Origin of the sequence: Novosphingobium jiangmenense, from assembly GCF_015694345.1 — a bacterium.
GTDB lineage: Bacteria > Pseudomonadota > Alphaproteobacteria > Sphingomonadales > Sphingomonadaceae > Novosphingobium > Novosphingobium jiangmenense.
This window is the reverse complement of the sequence record NZ_JADQDC010000011.1, coordinates 1-16389: the sequence shown is the minus strand read 5'-3', so window position 1 is coordinate 16389 and position 16389 is coordinate 1. Positions and strand designations below refer to the sequence as shown.

At 64.2% G+C, this 16389-nt stretch carries 15 protein-coding genes and 1 pseudogene; 6 read left to right on the top strand and 10 right to left on the bottom strand.

Annotation, left to right across the window (positions count from 1 at the left end):
- Positions 1–6: 6 nt before the first annotated feature.
- The 5 genes from I2488_RS14865 to I2488_RS14845 form a co-directional block, all read right to left on the bottom strand.
- On the bottom strand, positions 7–987 hold the full coding sequence (locus tag I2488_RS14865; RefSeq protein WP_196276604.1) for an SDR family oxidoreductase: 981 nt from the start codon (positions 985–987) through the stop codon (positions 7–9).
- Entirely contained in the window at positions 984–2693 is a 1710-nt protein-coding gene (locus tag I2488_RS14860) for an FAD-binding protein (protein WP_196276603.1), read from the bottom strand. Before I2488_RS14860 ends, I2488_RS14865 begins: the two co-directional genes overlap by 4 nt.
- Entirely contained in the window at positions 2690–3148 is a 459-nt protein-coding gene (locus tag I2488_RS14855; protein WP_196276602.1) for a nuclear transport factor 2 family protein, read from the bottom strand. Before I2488_RS14855 ends, I2488_RS14860 begins: the two co-directional genes overlap by 4 nt.
- 95 nt (positions 3149–3243) lie before the next feature.
- Positions 3244–3711, bottom strand: coding sequence for an Lrp/AsnC family transcriptional regulator (locus tag I2488_RS14850; protein WP_196276601.1), 468 nt, complete (start codon positions 3709–3711; stop codon positions 3244–3246).
- Complete coding sequence (locus I2488_RS14845) at positions 3698–4159, bottom strand: Lrp/AsnC family transcriptional regulator (protein ID WP_343071083.1); 462 nt, start codon at positions 4157–4159, stop codon at positions 3698–3700. The genes I2488_RS14850 and I2488_RS14845 overlap by 14 nt, the downstream gene beginning before the upstream one ends.
- A gap of 204 nt (positions 4160–4363) precedes the next feature.
- Here I2488_RS14845 and I2488_RS14840 point away from each other — a divergent pair, with 204 nt between their 5' ends.
- Entirely contained in the window at positions 4364–5143 is a 780-nt protein-coding gene (locus I2488_RS14840) for an SDR family oxidoreductase (protein WP_196276600.1), read from the top strand.
- A 41-nt stretch (positions 5144–5184) separates the two neighbouring features.
- Here the strand turns inward: I2488_RS14840 and I2488_RS14835 are convergent, their stop codons facing one another.
- The 5 genes from I2488_RS14835 to I2488_RS14815 are packed head-to-tail and all read right to left on the bottom strand — an operon-like array spanning position 5185 to position 11309.
- Entirely contained in the window at positions 5185–6258 is a 1074-nt protein-coding gene (locus I2488_RS14835; RefSeq protein WP_196276599.1) for a DUF1214 domain-containing protein, read from the bottom strand.
- Positions 6255–7208, bottom strand: coding sequence for an alpha/beta hydrolase (locus tag I2488_RS14830; protein WP_196276598.1), 954 nt, complete (start codon positions 7206–7208; stop codon positions 6255–6257). The genes I2488_RS14835 and I2488_RS14830 overlap by 4 nt, the downstream gene beginning before the upstream one ends.
- 8 nt (positions 7209–7216) lie before the next feature.
- Entirely contained in the window at positions 7217–7978 is a 762-nt protein-coding gene (locus tag I2488_RS14825; protein WP_196276597.1) for an SDR family NAD(P)-dependent oxidoreductase, read from the bottom strand.
- Positions 7975–9114: an MFS transporter gene (locus I2488_RS14820; RefSeq protein ID WP_343071082.1), complete on the bottom strand. Its 1140-nt coding sequence runs from the start codon at positions 9112–9114 to the stop codon at positions 7975–7977. Before I2488_RS14820 ends, I2488_RS14825 begins: the two co-directional genes overlap by 4 nt.
- Before the next feature lie 59 nt (positions 9115–9173).
- The gene (locus I2488_RS14815) at positions 9174–11309 is read right to left on the bottom strand and encodes an oxidoreductase (RefSeq protein ID WP_196276595.1); all 2136 of its coding nucleotides are present in this window, start codon (positions 11307–11309) and stop codon (positions 9174–9176) included.
- Between the two features lie 222 nt (positions 11310–11531).
- Between I2488_RS14815 and I2488_RS14810 the strand changes: the two genes are divergently transcribed.
- The 5 genes and pseudogenes from I2488_RS14810 to I2488_RS14790 form a co-directional block, all read left to right on the top strand.
- Positions 11532–12479: a thiamine pyrophosphate-dependent dehydrogenase E1 component subunit alpha gene (locus I2488_RS14810; RefSeq protein ID WP_196276594.1), complete on the top strand. Its 948-nt coding sequence runs from the start codon at positions 11532–11534 to the stop codon at positions 12477–12479.
- Positions 12469–13452, top strand: a complete 984-nt coding sequence (locus tag I2488_RS14805; protein ID WP_196276593.1) for an alpha-ketoacid dehydrogenase subunit beta — start codon at positions 12469–12471, stop codon at positions 13450–13452. The genes I2488_RS14810 and I2488_RS14805 overlap by 11 nt, the downstream gene beginning before the upstream one ends.
- 11 nt (positions 13453–13463) lie before the next feature.
- Positions 13464–14717, top strand: coding sequence for a dihydrolipoamide acetyltransferase family protein (locus tag I2488_RS14800; protein ID WP_196276592.1), 1254 nt, complete (start codon positions 13464–13466; stop codon positions 14715–14717).
- On the top strand, positions 14714–16168 hold the full coding sequence (locus tag I2488_RS14795; protein ID WP_196276591.1) for a flavin-containing monooxygenase: 1455 nt from the start codon (positions 14714–14716) through the stop codon (positions 16166–16168). The genes I2488_RS14800 and I2488_RS14795 overlap by 4 nt, the downstream gene beginning before the upstream one ends.
- Positions 16169–16261: 93 nt before the next feature.
- A pseudogene (locus tag I2488_RS14790) lies at positions 16262–16389 on the top strand (NAD(P)(+) transhydrogenase (Re/Si-specific) subunit alpha); the annotation flags it as partial.

Here is a 16389-nt window from a genome sequence, read left to right as displayed (position 1 = left end):
GCCATTTCAGGAAAGGCGAAACGTCTGCGCCAGCACGGGCGCAAGTTCGGGATCGACCGCGAGCCTGTCAGCAACGCGTTTCGCGATCTGCGATGCGACGGGCCATTCGTTTGCGCTGGCTTCGTGGAGGCGGGTCGTGAAGGCTCCTGCGGCAGGAGCACCGGTGATTGCCCGCAGGGCCATGGCGCGCACCTCGAATGGAGCCACCCCCTTGAGTGCTGCGAAGATCTGCGTGTCTTCGCCCACCAGCGTGCGGAAAGGCAGCTTTGTGGCAACGAGCAGGTCGGCGATCGCTGCCACAGCCAGCGCCGGATCACGACCCCAGGCGTCAAGCTCGCCGAGGCTCGGTCCTGCTTCTTCCAGCCACGCCGCGTAGGCACTGCCTGCGGGCATGGCAAACTGGACATTGCTGGCAAACGGAGTGCGGTGCGCGCCGGGTTGGACCACGCCGACCTCTATGCCGTAGGGCGCGACTTCCATCGCCAGCCCCTCGGCCCAGCCCTCGAGCGCCCACTTCGATGCGGCATAGAGCGACAGCATCGGGTGGGGCGTGTTCACTGCATTGCTGGTTACGGTGAGAATCCGCCCGCGTTGCGCCGCGCGCATGGCGGGGAGCACCGCGCGGGTAACGGCAAGCGCGCCGAAGAAGTTGGTCTCCATCTGCGCGCGGACATCAGCATCGCTCATCTCCTCGAAGGGAGCGATGACCGAAAAGCCGGCATTGTTGAGCAGTGCGTCAAGCCCGCCGCCGGTCTTTTCAAGGACGGATGCCACACCTGACGCGACCGAGGCGGCATCCGTCACATCGATCTGAACCGGCACCAGATTGCCCGCACACCCGGCCTCGCCCGCGCGGTCGACTAGCGGCCCTGCCTTGTCGGGATTGCGCATCGAGGCAAAGACCGTCCAGCCCTTTGCCGCCATTGCCAATGCCACGTCCGCGCCGAAGCCGGTCGAAGCGCCGGTCACCAGAAGCGTCTGACTCATGGCTTCGCCTCGAGCATGTCCTGCACGGCGAGCATGCCGAAGGTCATGGCCGGCGCCAGTGTGGAGCCGGCTCCGGGATAGGACGGCCCCATGACCGAAGCGGCGGTATTGCCGATGGCATAGAGGCCGGCAATGGGCTGGCCTGTCATGTCAAGCACGCGCGCGGCCTCGTCCGTCGCCAGACCGCCCTTGGTGCCGATGTCGCCGGGATAGACCTCCAGTGCATAGAAGGGTGGCTGGTCGAGCGGGGCAAGATTGGGGTTGGGCTGGACCGACTGGTCGCCATAGTAGCGGTCGTAGGGCGCCGAGCCGCGTCCGAAATCCTCGTCGAGCCCCGTATTGGCAAAGCGGTTGACGCGCGAGATGGTGCGTTCGAGCCGTTCCGGATCGACACCGATCTTGCGGGCGAGGCCGGCGACGGTTGACGCCTTGCGCCACGCCTTGCGGGCGGCGGGCGATTGCAGGAAATCGGGCAGGAGCGGGATGATCGGGCCCATCGGATACTTCTTGCGGAAGCGGGCATCGAAAATGATCCACGAAGGGATCGAGCGTGCATCCGGGCGGTCGGCATCGATCATGGCCTTGCCTGCGATGTCGTAGCTGCGGGCCTCGTTCATGTAGCGTTCGCCCGCCTGATTGACGATGATGCAGCCGGGCAGGGCGCGCTCGTAGAACAGCGGTCGCGCAGTGTCCTCGCCCGGAACGCGGACGGTGGGTGCCCACCAGGCCTCGTCCATCAGATCGGTGGCAGCACCGATGCGCATGCCCGCCTGTATGGCATCGCCGGTGTTGTTCTCCTGACTGGCCGAGAAGGTTTCGCGGCTGTCGCCGGGAAGGTACTTGTCGCGCATCGCCTGATTGCGCTCGAAGCCGCCTGCGCCGAGGATCACGCCCTTGCGTGTGCGGATGCGCATCTGCTTGCCCTCGCGCGCGACGATCGCGCCTTCAATGGCGCCGTCCGGGCCGCGCAGCAGTTCGACGAGGGCGGTGCGAAGCCACAGTTCGCCGCCACTGCGGTTGAGGGCATTCTTGAGATGGGCGGCGATGGCCGAGCCGAACACGATGAAGCGGCTGCGCGGGCTCTTCAGGCGCTGCGCGATGTCGCCGTAGTAGCGCCAGAGCACGCGCGCCATGGTGCCTTTCCAGCCCGGGCCGCGCGTGATCATCGGGGCAGATTCCATGATCGTCCACGGAATCTTGCCGAACAGCATGGCCGACTTGTGCGTGGTGCGCAGCGTGGCGAAATCCTCGGGCGACAGGTCATCGGCGTGGATCGTGTTGCAGGCGTGGCTGCGGTAGCCCATCTTGCCGCCGGGCTTCTCGGCCTGATAGTCGGTATAGGGAATGGCGGTGAAGCGCAGGTCAGAGCGCGCCTCGATTTCGCGCTTCATCACGCGGGCGTTTTCGACGAAGGCCCGGATGCGGCCATCGGCGACGGTGTTGCCGACCAGTTCCTTGATGTAGGTGAAGGCCTCGTCCGGACTGTCCTGCTGGCCCTGCTCAAGCGCGGAATCGCTGGCGGGTATCCACACGCCGCCGCCTGATGTCGCGCTTGTGCCGCCGTAGAGATCGCTCTTCTCGACGATCAGCGTCCGCGCCCCGCGATCCGATGCGAACAGTGCCGACGCCATGGCTCCGGCACCGGATCCGACGACCAGAACGTCGACTTCCTTGTCCCATTGTGTCGGGATCGCCGGACCAGTCATGCGCCCATTTCCGACACGGCTTCATTGCGGAAGCCCAGCCCGAAGGCGTCTATGATCGGCAGCGGATTGACGTATTCGCGCCAGTAGACGACGAGGTCACCCTCGAACCGCAGGATGCCAAGGTACTTGTTGGCATAAGGGCGACCGGATGAGCGCAGCACCGTGCCGGAATGGTATTCAACCAGCATCATGTCCGGATCGGCCATGTCGTAGAAGCGGTCGATCTTGTGATGATAGCCATCGCAATCGGCCATCCCGGCGCGCGAGGCGGCAATGAAGTTGTCGCGGCCGATCATGCGTTCGGGGAAGTCGGCAATGGGCAGGTAAGGCCAGTCGAACTCGGCATCGGGATGAACGCCGGTGGCGAAGGTGGCAAAATCCTTTTCGCCATAGGCGGTTATCAGGCGCGTGAACTGGGCTTTCAGGTGCGCGCGGCGGCTGGCCTCATCGGTCATGCAATCTCTCCGTTATCGGAAGCGATTGTCGGCAGACGGGCGTGAATGTCAACGCAAAACGTCAAAATTCATCTATATAGCGACGTTTTGCGTAATCACTTGACGATGTTGGTGGTGCGGAAGTCGTGCTTTATGAGCTTGTGGGTCAGCTCGTAGTGAATGCGCGCGATGCCCGGGATCGTGTCGATTCGGTTGTGCAGGTATTCGACCAGCTGGCTGGAATCCCGAACCCACGTGATGGCCATGAGATCGGCACGGCCCAGCAGCGAGGTAACGTAGGTGATCTGGGGCTCTGCCACGAGTGCGTCGATCACCGGCCGTGCGGGGTAGTTCGCATCGAGTTCGATCCACAGATAGGCGACCACGGGATCGATCATGTGGTCGTAATTGGTGATCGCGACCACCTGGATGGCGTTCTCGTCGGTCAGCCGCTTGAGGCGCACGCGGATCGTGCCTTCGGTAACCCCCAGTTCGCGCGCGAGTTCGCGATTGCTGACGCGGGCATCGCTCGAAAGGCGTTCGAGAATGCGCTGGTCGAGAGAGTTGAGCTCAATCGGCTTCATCGAAACGGCCCCACGGCTGAATGTACTTGTAGACCTTCATCGCCAGCGCCGATTCCAGCGAGACAATGCCTTCGATGGCCGGAATGACGTCGGTCAACTGGTGGTCGAGATCGTCCATCGTCTTGGCAATGACCTGGATTTCAAGGTCATTGCGACCGATCACGGAAAGGACCGAAAGGACCTGTTCAAGCTTCAGCAGGTCTGCGCAGACATCTTCGAGCGACCGCCCCCTGATGCGCACGCCGACCAGCGCCGTGAACGGAAAGCCGATCGACGGTAGATCAAGCCGCGCGACCACGCGCATCGTCTGTGATTGCTCGAGACGGCGGATGCGGGCGCGGACGGTCGCCTCGTTGAGACCGACTTCGCGCGCGAGATCACGGACCGCCATGCGTCCATCGACGCGGAGCAGGGCGATGATGGCTTCATCGTGTTCGTCTAGCCGCACTTTGGAAATGGCCGGTGCTCCCTTTGCTTGAGCTAGCGCTATGCGATGCCTGTTGGAGAATCAACACGGCGCGGCCGGCTTTTGCCGATGAAAAAATACGCAAAACGACAAAGTATAGAGAAAAATATCTTTTTTGCGTGTCGACATTGCTTGGCGTCCCTGCGATTTGTTGCCCACAGAATATGGCAATGGGAGATTCTGAGCGTGCTGACCGAGAAGATCGTGATCGTAACGGGCATTGGCCCGGGTTTGGGGCGTACCATTGCCGTCGAGGCGGCGCGGTCGGGCGCGAACGTGGCCATGGTCTCGCGGACGGACGCAATCATGGCGGAAGTGGCCGACGAGATTGCCGCTCTGGGCCGGAAATCGATCAGAATCTGTGCGGATATAACGTCGCAGAACGATTGCGACCGGGCCGCTGCGGAGACGGTTGCGGCGTTCGGGCGCATCGACGGGCTGGTCAACAGCGCCTATTTTCCGGGCACCCTTGCCCCCGTGCTCGACCTCGACCTCGATGCGCTGTCGCGCGCCTTCGAGGTGACGGTGATGGGCATGATCCGGATGATCCGAGCCGTCGTGCCGCAGATGGAGACCCAAGGCGGAGGCTCGATCGTCAACGTCGGCAGCCAGGTGGCGCGCAAGGTGGTGCCCAATCAGGGCGGTTACGCGGCCACCAAGGCGGCGCAGGCCTCGCTGACGCGCTACCTGGCGGCAGAACTGGGAGCGAAGGGCATCCGGTTCAACACGCCGGCCATCGGCTGGACGATGAGCGCGCCCGCGCGCGCCTGGCTTGAGAGCGAGGCCGCGCGGGGCGGCCCAAGCGTGGCCGAAGCCGAGGCGGAAATCTCCGCGACCATGGCGCTGGGCCGGGTGCCGAGCGATGCGGAATGCGCAAGGGGCATTCTGGTCTTTCTCTCGGACACGCTGTCGGCGGTTACCGGTGCCACGCTGGACATCAACGGGGGCGATTACCTGCCACTTTGAACATAGGTGGGGGGATGCAAGTCCCCCCGAACGCTCGGGCGTCACCCGCGCTCGACGTGCAGCCGCGGGATGGGATGGCTGGTAGCACGGACCCAGCGGAGCAGCAGGTGGCCTTCGCCATGGCCGTGGGTCGTCAGCCAATTGGGCTCGCCCGGGTCCTCCGCTGACAGGACAATGCGCACGCTGCCGTCGGTATTGAGCACTGCGTTGCCGGCATTGATGCAGGCGGGCAGGTAGCGGTAGTCGAGCGACTCCATCCACCAGTTGTCGACCTGGATGTTCCAGTGTTCGCAATCCGGCACCGCGGTCTCGATCACGAGGCGCTCACCCGGCGCCAGCTTCCAGTAGCCGTGAACGTAAAAGATGGCGGGATCGCCGCCGGCCTTGTGGAACATGTCCTGGCCCCAATCGCGCATTTCGTTGGGATAGGGCATGAACATCGCCGTCCAGTTTGCGAACATGCGCGTGGCGTTCACCACAAAATCTGCCGCAGCCATCATCCGCCGTTCGATAGCCTGGGGATCTGTCGGCGGCGGAAACGCGGGGCCTTCGCTGATGCGCTCTATCGCAAAGCGGGCGGGCGCTTCGGCCGAGCGGTGGAGAAAGGTTTGCCGAACCTGCAAAATGTTGGAATCGGGCGCGAGCTGCAGCCAGGGAACGTCACCCTCTGGCTTGGTCGCGCTGGCGATAATGGTGAAATCGCCGTTGGCATCGGCGCCGAACGCTTCCTTCTGCAGTTCGCCGGTAGAAGCCATGGTGCCGTCGATGGCATAGCGGTTGGCCTTGGACCCGATCGACAGGTAATGGACCGTGCCGATGTTGCCTGTGAGCCGATAGGTGCGATCGCCGAGGATCGTTGCCGAGAGGTAGAGATTGTCAGGGTTGTCGCCGCCCAACTTGGCAGTTTCGTGGCTGGGTAGAACAAAGGAGGGGAAATCGGGATCACCACCCTCCAGGTACATTTCGAGGCCGAGCCTGACGATGCGGCTGAGGTAGCGCGCACCTTCGGCCTGATCCAACAGGGAGAGAGGCGCACCTTCTGCGACAAGCGTTGCCTGGGCCTCGCCGATGCGGCGGGTAAAGCGGTCCCACAAGTCAGCCCCGAAAACGGTCACGATCCATCTCCTTGAAATGTACGGCGCAGGACGGAAAAACGGTCTTCCATCGTCCTGCGGGTGGCGCTGGCATCGGCTGCCAGCTCAAAACCGTGGTAGCCGCCGGCATAGACATGCAGATCGACGGGGACACCCGCCCGAGCCAGTCGCCGCGCGTAGGCGATGTCCTCTTCAAGAAAGAGGTCAAGTGATCCTACAGCGATGTAAGCGGGAGCCACGCCCTGCAGATCGTCGGCGCGAGCGGCGGCAATATACCCCCGTCGATCCTGCACCACGTCCTCGTTGCCAATGCGCAGCGCCCATGCTGCCGCATTGGCCTCGGCCGTCCAGACGAACTCGCCGCAATGGGGATGGTCCCCCTGCGTGCGATCGTCGAGCATCGGACAGATCAGCATCTGCATAGCGAGCGCAATCGTGCCTCTGTCTCGCACCATCAGGGCCAGCGATGCGGCGAGGCCGCCGCCAGCGCTTTCGCCGCCGATGGCAATTCGCGATGGATCGATGCCGTGGCTCTGCGCGTTCCCGGCCAGCCAGCAAAGTGCGCGGTAGCAGTCCTCTACCGGCTGTTGCCCGGTCACTTCGGGTGACAGCCGATAGTCCACTGACGCCACGACGCAGCCGACCTCTCGTGCCAGCACGATGTTTGCGGGCGAGGACATGATCGCGCTGCCCAGGACAAAGCCGCCGCCGTGTATGTGGAAGTATAACGGCAGGCTGCCGGTCTGGCCGACCGGTCGGTGGAGGATGATGCCAAGCTCCGGTCCGGCCGGGGATGCCGGGACTGTGATGCGCTGCAGGGCAATATCGTCGCAGACCAGGGATTCCGGCGTTGGGGCAAGGCCATCCATCATTGACCGCAGGTTCTCAAGACCCGGTTCGGCGATGTCGAAGGGCGGGAACAGTGCCAAGGCTGGCAGCAGTTCGGGGTCGACGAGGTGACGCGTGTCCATATGCGGACTCAGCCGGTGATCTGCCCGCCATCCAGCACCAGAACGGTGCCGGTGGCGTAGCGCGCCTCGTCACTTGCGAGGTAGGCGATGGCCGCTGCCACTTCCTCGGGCGTGCAGGCGGGCCGGTCGGTAAGCTTGGGCATGTTGCGTCCCGCAGCTTCCGCGAAGATCGCCGGATCGACGCCGCCGCCTGCGGTCGATTTTTCGTGCATGGGCGTGGCGACGCCCCCGGGCGCTACGGCGTTGACCCGCACGCCATAGCGGGCAAACTCGAGGCTGGCCGCCTGGGTGACGGCAATGACCCCGGCCTTGCTGACGCCATATGCCGATGTGCCATAGACCGGATGCAGGCCGCCTGCCGACGCCACGCTGACGATATTGCCCTTGCTATGCTTCAGCTGGCCGATTGCGGCCTGGATCAGATAGAATGGGCCGGACAGGTTGATGTCGAGCGTGCGTTGCCAGACTTCCGGCGCGGTCTCCTCGAACCGTCCCCACGCCATGATGCCTGCGACGTTGAGCAGGATATCGATGCCGCCAAGAGCACCTGTGGCATCATCGACGAGTTTCACTGCGGCGGCAGGGTCGCGCGCGTCGTAGGCAAAGGCCACCCCGCCGAGTGTGTCCGCCACTGCATTCGCGCCCGCCAGGTCGACATCGCCGATGGCAAGCCGCGCGCCTTCTGCGGCGAAGCGCTCTGCGGTGGCCCGGCCGATGCCGGATGCGCCGCCGCTAAGCAGCACGCGCTTTCCGGTGAAACGAGGGGTCATGGCTGTGGTGTCCTTTCAACGAGATCGCCGCGATTGCGCAGTGCGACAAAGGCCGCAGCGGCGAGGAGTACTACGGCAAAGCCGACGAAGGCGCTGGACAGGCCGCCGAGGTTGCGCAGAACGTCGAAAGCCAGGGGGTTCAGGAACTGTCCGGCATTGAGCGCGCTGACGATCACGCCCATGGCCACCGCGTGGACGAAGGGCGGTGCCTTGCGAAAGATCAGCGAGGCGATGGCCGGTTCCGACATGCCTGCGCCGATGCCGACAAGGCAACACCCGGCAAAGACCTGCCATGTCTGTGTTGCAAGGCCGATGATGAGGATGCCAAGGCCCATCGAGGTGGCGTCGATCACGAGGAATCCGTGAAGGCCGATGCGGCTGCGCAAGTAGCCGAAGGACCATGCTGTGATCATCGCGACGATCGACGTGGCGGCAATCACCGTGCCGATCATCTGCGCGCTGGCCATGCCGCGCTCAGCCAGCAGGAAGCCAGCCTGGATCGCAGGCGTGAACATGCCTAGCGTGAGGAGGATCAGAAGCAGGTAATAGGGCCAGATGCGCGCCAGTTCTGCCAGCGCGCCTTTCTCTTCCTTTGGGTGGACTTGGCGGGGAACGTTGCGGATGACCAGCAAGGCGATCAGCAACGTCGGTAAGCCAAGCAGATAGAGAGCGAACGGCGCCTGCCATCCGCCCAAGTCCACCAGAAAACCGCCGAAGACGAGCGCCAGCGCCGCGAGCAGCGACGACAAGGAGGTGGCCCATCCCAGCACCTTTTCACGGGCATGGCCCGAGAAATGGTCGCCGATCAGTCCGAGGCTCGACGTCAGTACGCCCCCGCCTGCGATCCCCAGCAGCAGCCGCAAGGCGAGAAGCGCCGTTTCGCTGGTGATCGCAAGTACGCCGGCGCCGCCGATCACATAGAGGACAAGCGAACCCAGCAGAACCGCACGCTGGCCGATGCGGTTGGCCAGGATCCCAGCCAGCGGCGCGGCAAGGATCAGCATTGCGGCGGGCAAGGTCATCACGATCTGCGAGAACAGCTCGCTGCCTGCACTCTGCCCGAAATGCGCGGCCATGGCGACAAGGGCGGGCGCCGCTGCCATCGGGATGAGCGCGACGAGTGCAGGTCCCGCCACGCAGACCGCAGCGACGAGAGCGCCGCCGTTTCGATCAGAAGACTGAGGTGCGTCCACGGTCATATTGTCCGCGTGGCCAAGGCCGCGTCGCGCATCGCGCCTTCGATGTAGCCGACGCCCGTGCAATCGCCGATGGCGTGGACCGGCAGCCCGGCGGCCTTCATCTGGTCGGCAAGACTTTCGTCCCCGGTGGCACCCATTGCGACGATGACGGTGTCGGCGCGCAAGGTCCGCTCCTGTCCGTGGGCGTTGCTGTAGGTTACGGCATTGTCGCCAATCCGGAAGTTGTTCGTCTCGGTCAGCATTGCGACGCCGAGGTCGTGGCAGTCGTCAACCGCGCGGAAGCGGCGAACGAGCGGTATGCCCTTGCCGACGCGGGGAGATTCCTCGAGCACGGTCACCTTGCGGCCGCGATGGGCGAGAAATTCGGCCAGTTCCAGCCCGACCAGTTCGCCGCCAATGATGACGACGTGCTCGCCCAGCGGCATCCATGCCTTCGAACCGAGGCGGAGCAGCGGCAGGCGCTTGGTCAGGCCGGTCAACTTCCCCAGCTTCATCGCAAGACGGGTGCCCGGGCTGGTCTTGGCAGCGAGAGCATCAAGGTTCTGGCCGAGAACAAGATTGCGCATGTCATCGCCCGAAAACACGAAGTTGCGCTCCGCTCCGGGAATGGGCGGCATGTCGCGCCTCGCGCCAGTGGCGACGACGACTTCATCGGCCTGGAGCGAACGGGCAAGATCAGGCGTGGCGCGGGTATCCAGGCGGACTTCAATGTCGCGTGAGGCGATCTCGCGCTTGAGCCAGTCCACGATGCGCTGGTTCGGGGCGTAGGCCACCGAGGCGAATTGCGCGGTTCCGCCAAGACGGTCGGTCGCCTCGCACAGGATGACCTTGTGCCCCTTGTCGGCCAGGTCCCGCGCGGCCGCCATGCCGCCGGGCCCGCCGCCCACGACGAGCACGGTCTTGCGACGCGGCGACGGCACCGGCTGGCGCTCGGTCTCGTGTCCGGTCAGCGGGTTGACCGCACACATGATGTGGCTCGAATTGAAGATGGCGCTGATGCAGGTGTAGCAATAGACGCAGGGGCGTACGGTGTCCGGCTTGCCCGCAGCGAGCTTGTTGGGCAGCTCGGGATCGGCAAGCAGCTTGCGGCCCATCGTGACGAAATCGAGCTTGCCCTGCGCGATGAAGCGGTCGGCGTCCTCCGGTTCGATCCGGCCGGGGCAGATCACCGGGATCGAGACGGCAGCCTTGATCGCTTCGGCGTTGACGACAAAGCCGTTGGGCATGTCGGTCGCGTGGCCGGTCGAATAGGTCCGGCCGTAATTGCCATCGCCGTGCGCCGAAACGTGGATGGCGTCGAGCCCCGCTTCCTCGGCAAGACGGGCCACGGTGACGGCGTCCTGCAGCGTGATCCCGTAGTCCATCAGGAATTCCTGACTGTCGAACCGCATCCACACTGGATAGTCGGGGCCCACTGCGGCGCGCACGGCCCGGATGGTCCTGATCAGCAGGCGCGCACGGTTCTCGACCGAGCCACCATAGGCGTCAGTGCGATGGTTGTAAGCCGGCGAAAGGAACGTCGAGAAGATGTAGCCATGGCCGGCGTGGATCTCGACCGCGTCGATCCCGGCGCGCACCGCTCGATCGGCTGCGCGGGCGAAGAGATCGACGATGTGGTCGATGCCCGCCTCGTCCAGCGAATTGTACCGGACTTCGCCCATCTTGGCGTAGGGTTCGAAGAACTTCGCCTGCTCCTCGGGCAGCATGACATCGAGGAAATCGCCCGAGTCTTTCGATGCTGGCGGCGGATTGGGGCAGGCAACCGGACGCCCGTCGAGCATGTCGGTCATCGCCACGAGCCCGCCGTGATGGAGCTGGACGCAGAGCTTTGCGCCATGTTCGTGCACTTCGTTGGCCAATTGCTTCAAGCCGGGAAGGAAACGGTCGTCGCTGATCGCTTCCTGCCGCCAGTTGCTCGCCCCTTCCGGAAAGCCGACAGAGACCGACCCCATGGTTACCAGCGCAGCGCCGCCTTTCGCACGCGCCACGTAGTACGTCCGCAGACGCTCTCCGACCGAGCCGTCCTCTTCCGCCAGATTGGAGCCCATCGGCGAGAAGAAGATGCGGTTCCTGAGTTCAAGCTTGTTGATTCGGCCCGGACTCAGGAGGTGGCGGTAACTGCGTTGACTCATGACAGAAATTGCCTCGACATCGTTCTCTCCCGCGTGATGCGGATGTGTTTTGCGACGACATATCGAGGTCTGGCGCCTTTCTCAATCATAAAGCGCTATGATGATCGAAGAATCGCTACGCAAAATGTGGTCCATGTTGACAGTTTTAACGAAATGCGTATTTCCAAGCTGCATGTGAACGGGGCGAAAGCCGTTTCGTGATTGCAAGCTGGGAGAGTGAAGATGCCCGCGCCTGAATCTGCGCTGCTGGAGCAGATGTTCCATCGCATGGCGGTATCGCGTGCCATCGAGCGATTGATGCTGCGCCACACGCGCGAGGAGCGCTTTTCCGGCTGGTGGCATCCGGGCGAAGGGCAGGAGGCGGCCCCGATAGGCGCGACTGCTGCGCTGCGTCATGACGACTACGTCTGGTATCAGGGCCGCGGCTGCGCCTGGGCCATCGGCAAGGGTATGGACCCGCTGCCGATCCTGGGAGACCTTCTTGGCAAGATGAACGGGGCGACGCGTGGCAAGGGTGGCGGGGTCCCGCACTGGGCCGACTATAGCCTTGGCATCATGGGCGAAGGAGCAACGCTCGGTTCGGTCTATCCGCTCGCGGCGGGCTCGGCGCTGGCCTCGAAAATCCGCAAGGATGGCCGGGTGAGCATTGCCGATTTCGGGGACGGCACCGCCTCGCGCGGTACATTCCATGAAACCATGATGCACGCGGTGGCGTGGAAGCTGCCGCTGATCTATTTCTGCGAGAACAACGGTCTGCTGGTGGGCACCCGCACCGAACAGGTTTCGGCAAGCGCGGATATCGCCAACCTCGCCAAGGGCTATGGCATCCCGGGCGTGGTGGTGGACGGTCAGGATGCCATTGCCGTCTATGAAGCGACCAGCGAAGCGGCGGCCCGGGCCCGGGCAGGCGAAGGGCCGACGCTTATCGAGGCCAAGGTTACCCGCAAGCATGGTCACTACGCCGGCGATCCCCAGCACTACCGCGATCCCGATTATCTGAAAGACTATCGCGACCCGGTGGACATTCTTGCGGCGCGCCTTTCCGGCAACGCCGCCGCGCGCATCATCGAGCAGGCCGATGCCGAAGTTGCCGCAGCTTACGAAGCAGCGAAGGCCGCGCCCGAGGCCGATGTGTCGGTCATCGAGAGGGATCTCTACCATGTCGCATGAGGTGATGGGCTACAACGCGGCGATGGGGCTGGGCCTTGTCGAGGAAATGCGCCGCAACGACAGCATCTTCATCATGGGTCAGGGCGTCGTTACCGGCGGCTGGTTCGGGATGGAAAAGGGGCTGGTCGCCGAATTCGGAACGGATCGCGTGCTCGATTGCGGCATTGCCGAGGCCTTCGAGGCCGGCCTTGCGGCGGGCGCCGCGATTGCCGGCATGAAGCCGGTGATCAACATGGGTTTCGGCGACTTCGCGCTGATCGCGGGCGACGAAATCTACCACAAGCTGGCCAAGTGGCGTTACATGCACGGGCTCGACGTGCCGATGACCGCCGTCATCATCTTCCCCATCGGTGCGATGGGCGGAGCGGGGCCGGAGCATTCGTCCTGCACCGAGGTGCTGGGCATGCATTTCCCCGGGCTCAAGGTCGTCGTTCCTTCGACGGCGGCGGATGCCAAGGGCCTGATGAAGGCCGCTCTGCGCGAACCGAACCCCGTCCTGTTCCATTCGGTGCAAGGGCTCGGTTGGACGCGGTCGGACGTGCCACTCGATCCCGATTTCGTCGTGCCCATCGGCAAGGCGGCGACGCGCCGGGCCGGACAGGATCTCACCATCCTGACCTACGGTTCCATGGTGCCGCGCGCGCTGGAAGCGGCGGAGCGGTTGGCGGGCGAGGGCATTGACGCGGAAATCGTCGATCTGCGGACCCTTGTCCCGCTGGATTGGGACCACGCGCTTGAATCGGTGACCCGCACGCATCGCGCGATGGTCGTGCATGAGGCTTTCCGGACTGCGGGGCCGGGTGCGGAAATCGCCGCGCAGATCCAAGAGCGGGCCTTCTTCGATCTCGAAGCGCCGGTACTCAGGCTGGGAGCCAAGGACTTTCCGCTTTGCCAGATCGCCGAGCTTGAACAGGCGGCAATTCCCTCCGTCGATGCCATCGCCGCCGAAGCGCGTCGACTGGCCGCGATCTGAAGGTGCGCGCCATGTTGAATGACCTTTGCATTCCTCGCATGGGCTCGGTCGAGAACGCGCGCCTGCTCAACTGGCGCGTGGCCGAGGGCGAAACGTTCGAGGTTGGGCAAATTCTCTACGAAGTCGAGACCGACAAGACCACCGTCGAGGTCGAGGCGGATGCGGCGGGGGTTCTGGCGAAACGAACAGCCAGCGAAGGCGAGGAGTTCAAGGTTGGCGACAAGGTCGGCGTCTGGGCCGCGCCAGGCACCATGCCCACGGCCATCGCCAAGGCGCTCGGGCAAGACGCAGCGCCCAAAGACGTCTCGGCAGCGCAGCCAACGAACGTCGTCAGCACTCCGGCGATTGGTGCAGTTCCTTCCGCCGATGTTCGGCCACTTCCGCGTGCTGCGGCCGTGGGACGCAAAGTCTCGCCGCTGGCCCGGCGGCTTGCCGCGCAGTTCGGTGTCGATCTGGCTCAGGTCAACGGGACAGGCCTTGGCGGAAAGATCGGTGGCAGCGACGTGCTGGCCGCGCGCGATGCGGGTCAGGTGAAAGCGCCGCTCGCTGCTCCGGCGGTGCCGCCACTGCCGCCGGCCGTTTCGGCACCGGTCGCCGAGGACGGCGAGCTTGTGCCGCACACGATGCGCCGTCGCACGATTGCCCAGCGCATGTCGCTTGCCGCGTCGATCCCGACGCTGACGGCGGACATGGAGATCGACCTTGGCGCGCTGATGGCGTTTCGCAAGTCGCCACAGGGAGCGGGGACATCCGTTTTAGGCCTGATCGCGCACGCGGCAACCTCGGCGCTAATCGAGCATCCCCGTCTCAACGCGCACTGGCGCGATGATGCGATGGTGGCGTTCCGTTCGGTGCATCTCGGCATAGCGGTGGACGCAGCGGATGGATTGGTCGTACCCGTCATCCGCCATGCCGAACGCCTCAGCCCGCTTGGACTGACTCAGGCCATCGCCGACCTTGCCGCAAGGGCCCGTGCAGGCCAGCTGCGTCCCGAGGAAATGGAAGGGGGCTCCTTCACGATCTCCAATCCAGGCTCGATCGGCCCGGTCATCCGGGCCGAGGCGCTGCTCAACCCGCCGCAGGTGGCCCTGCTCGGCTTGCCCGGGATCGTGCGCGCGCCCGTTGCCGTCCGTCATGGCGAGGACTGGGCGATGGCAGTCAGGCCAGTGATCCGGGCATCGCTTTCCTTCGATCACCGTGCGCTTGACGGCGGCTCGGTGATCCGTTTCCTCAACACTCTAAAGTCCCGGATTGAATCGCTATGACTGCAAAACGTCGTTTCATCGTGATCGGTGCGGGCATGTCCGGCATTCTGGCGGCCATCCGGCTGAAGGAGGCGGGGCAGACCGATTTCGTGGTCTATGAAAAGGGCAGTTCAATCGGCGGCACCTGGCGTGAGAACCGCTATCCCGGCCTGACCTGCGACGTGCCTGCGCACTGCTACACCTACAGCTTTGCGCCCCATGCCGACTGGAGCGCATTCTATGCACCGGGGCCCGAGATAAAGGCCTACTTCGAGAAGGTGATCGATGATTTTGCGGTGCGCGATTTCATCTGGCTGAACCACGAAGTCACCGCCTGCGAATGGGATGGCTCTCGCTGGCAGGTGACCCTGGCCGATGGAGCCCAGGACAGCGCGGACATCGTCATCGCAGCTTCAGGCGTGCTTCATCACATCAACGATCCGGCAATCCCCGGCAAGGAAAGCTTCGCTGGCGCGATGTTCCACTCCGCGCGCTGGGACGACAGCGTGGCGCTGGAAGGGAAGCGGATCGGGATCATCGGCAACGGTTCGACCGGCGTTCAGATCGTGACGGCGCTGGCCGACGTGGCCTCGAGCCTGGTGCACTTCCAGCGGTCTCCGCAATGGGTGATGCCCGTGCAGCAGTTCGCCTATTCGGACGAAGACCGCGCTGCCTTTCGCGCCGATCCCGACCGCATCGATGCAATCCGGTTCGGTGACGATTACTGGAACGGCATCCGCCGCTTCAATTCCGCCATCGTCGATCCCGACAGCCCGGCGATGCGCGAGATCGAGGAGCTTTGCAGCCGCAACCTCGAGGAATCGGTGCGCGACCCGGCGCTGCGGGAGAAGCTGCGCCCGAACTATCGGGCGGCCTGCAAGCGGCTGATCTATTCGTGGAGCTATTACGACGCGGTGCAGAAGCCCGATGTCGATGTTGAAGTTGGGCAGATCGAGCGCGTCGAACCCGAAGGTATCCGCATGAAGGATGGCACTTTCCATCCGCTCGATGTGATCGTCCTGGCAACCGGCTTCCGCGCCGACCGCTTCATCCGGCCGACGACGGTGAAGGGCGCAGAGGGGGCCGATCTTGACGATTTCTGGAAGGAGCGACCGACTGCCCATTACGCGGTGACGCTGCCCGGCTTTCCCAACTTCTTCATGCTCAACGGACCGACGGGGCCGGTCGGCAACTTCTCGCTCATCGATATCGCCGAGAGGCAATGGGACTATCTGGCGCAGTTGATGGAACCGATACTGCAGGGCGAAGCGCGGACGGTAGAGCCGACAGCCGAAGCCCATGCCGACTACGACCGTCGCCGCACCGAGGCGGCGCGGCAGACGATCTTCGGCTCGGGCTGCACCAGTTGGTATCTCGACAAGGACGGCGTGCCGCTGACCTGGCCATGGAGCTATGACGCCTTTGCCGAGGCGATGGCCCGGCCTGTGCCAGAGGAGTACCGCTGGGCCTAGGGCTTCGCGTGTCCCGGATCTGCGCGCTGGATAATGTACAGAGCAGCTAGCTTTCGCGCGTATAGTTCGCAGGAGTTCATGATGGCTTTGTCCGTGAAGATCGCCGTCCTTCGGGAACGGGCGACGGGGGAGAGCAGGGTTTCGGCATCGCCGGAAACCGTGAAGAAGTTCATTGCCCTCGGGGCCACGGTGGCTGTCGAGACCGGGGCGGGCATTACCGC

Coding starts and splice junctions, on each gene's coding strand:
- I2488_RS14865 (WP_196276604.1), bottom strand. CDS start 987: ATGAGTCAGACGCTTCTGGTGACCGGCGCTTCGACCGGCTTCGGCGCG.
- I2488_RS14860 (WP_196276603.1), bottom strand. CDS start 2,693: ATGACTGGTCCGGCGATCCCGACACAATGGGACAAGGAAGTCGACGTT.
- I2488_RS14855 (WP_196276602.1), bottom strand. CDS start 3,148: ATGACCGATGAGGCCAGCCGCCGCGCGCACCTGAAAGCCCAGTTCACG.
- I2488_RS14850 (WP_196276601.1), bottom strand. CDS start 3,711: ATGAAGCCGATTGAGCTCAACTCTCTCGACCAGCGCATTCTCGAACGC.
- I2488_RS14830 (WP_196276598.1), bottom strand. CDS start 7,208: ATGGACACGCGTCACCTCGTCGACCCCGAACTGCTGCCAGCCTTGGCA.
- I2488_RS14825 (WP_196276597.1), bottom strand. CDS start 7,978: ATGACCCCTCGTTTCACCGGAAAGCGCGTGCTGCTTAGCGGCGGCGCA.
- I2488_RS14815 (WP_196276595.1), bottom strand. CDS start 11,309: ATGAGTCAACGCAGTTACCGCCACCTCCTGAGTCCGGGCCGAATCAAC.
- I2488_RS14810 (WP_196276594.1), top strand. CDS start 11,532: ATGCCCGCGCCTGAATCTGCGCTGCTGGAGCAGATGTTCCATCGCATG.
- I2488_RS14805 (WP_196276593.1), top strand. CDS start 12,469: ATGTCGCATGAGGTGATGGGCTACAACGCGGCGATGGGGCTGGGCCTT.
- I2488_RS14800 (WP_196276592.1), top strand. CDS start 13,464: ATGTTGAATGACCTTTGCATTCCTCGCATGGGCTCGGTCGAGAACGCG.
- I2488_RS14795 (WP_196276591.1), top strand. CDS start 14,714: ATGACTGCAAAACGTCGTTTCATCGTGATCGGTGCGGGCATGTCCGGC.